This window comes from Oleiphilus sp. HI0043 (assembly GCF_001634935.1).
The window spans coordinates 1-783 of sequence record NZ_LWEY01000438.1 but is presented as its reverse complement, the minus strand read 5'-3'; the positions used below and the strand labels follow the sequence as shown (position 1 = coordinate 783).

Here is a 783-nt window from a genome sequence, read left to right as displayed (position 1 = left end):
AATGACGCTGTTTTATGGCTTTATTGCCGCCGCGAATTTAATCGGCGCTCCTTTTTATGGCTACCTGGCAGAACTCACTGAAAAGCACTTAAGCGGCCAAGATAAAGGTGAAGACTTCTCATGGAGCGAGCTACTGGCAATGGTTCCCAGAACCATCATGCGAGAACTCCAAAAGCTTGTTTATTATATCCCGCGGGTGCTAGTGCTATTGGTTTTAGGCTTAATCCCCGGCTTGAATGTGATTATTGCTGTTATCTGGATTATTTTCTCAGCCTGGATGATGGCCATTCAATATATCGACTACCCGGCAGATAATAATAAGATGAGCTTCCCCGATATGAAAAACTACCTGGCTAGCCATCGTCTGACATCACTAGGTTTTGGGCTGGTAACGTTTGGGGCAACGCTTCTGCCTATCGTGAATTTTCTGGCACTGCCCGCTGCGGTGTGTGGCGCGGTCGCATTTTGGGTAAACGAAGAAAGATCTTTAGGCAATATCAATATGAACTTTGAAGCAGAGGCGCAGAAAAAGCTATCCAAGTAAATGCAGATAGCTCATCAAGATGCATTTGCTAGCGCTTTCTGTTCATTAGCCGAGCTACTGGAAACCATTATCGATGCCGGGAAGTGACAAATAAACTCACTGCCTATGCCTTCTTCACTATGGATTTCCAGCTCGGCATTATGATTGATCAATACATGCTTCACGATCGCTAAGCCCAAGCCTGAGCCGCCACTTGAGTGGTCTCTGCTGGGGTCCGTTCGATAGAAGCGTTCCGTCAA

General features: G+C 46.5%; 2 protein-coding genes. One reads left to right on the top strand and one right to left on the bottom strand.

Annotation, left to right across the window (positions count from 1 at the left end):
• The coding region (cysZ, locus tag A3729_RS05600) for a sulfate transporter CysZ (protein WP_068633362.1) at positions 1–544 on the top strand (544 nt) is incomplete at its 5' end.
• A gap of 14 nt (positions 545–558) precedes the next feature.
• On the opposite strand, the gene A3729_RS05595 is transcribed toward cysZ, so the two are convergent.
• A partial coding sequence (locus A3729_RS05595) for an ATP-binding protein (RefSeq protein WP_231877353.1) occupies positions 559–783 on the bottom strand: 225 nt, incomplete at its 5' end.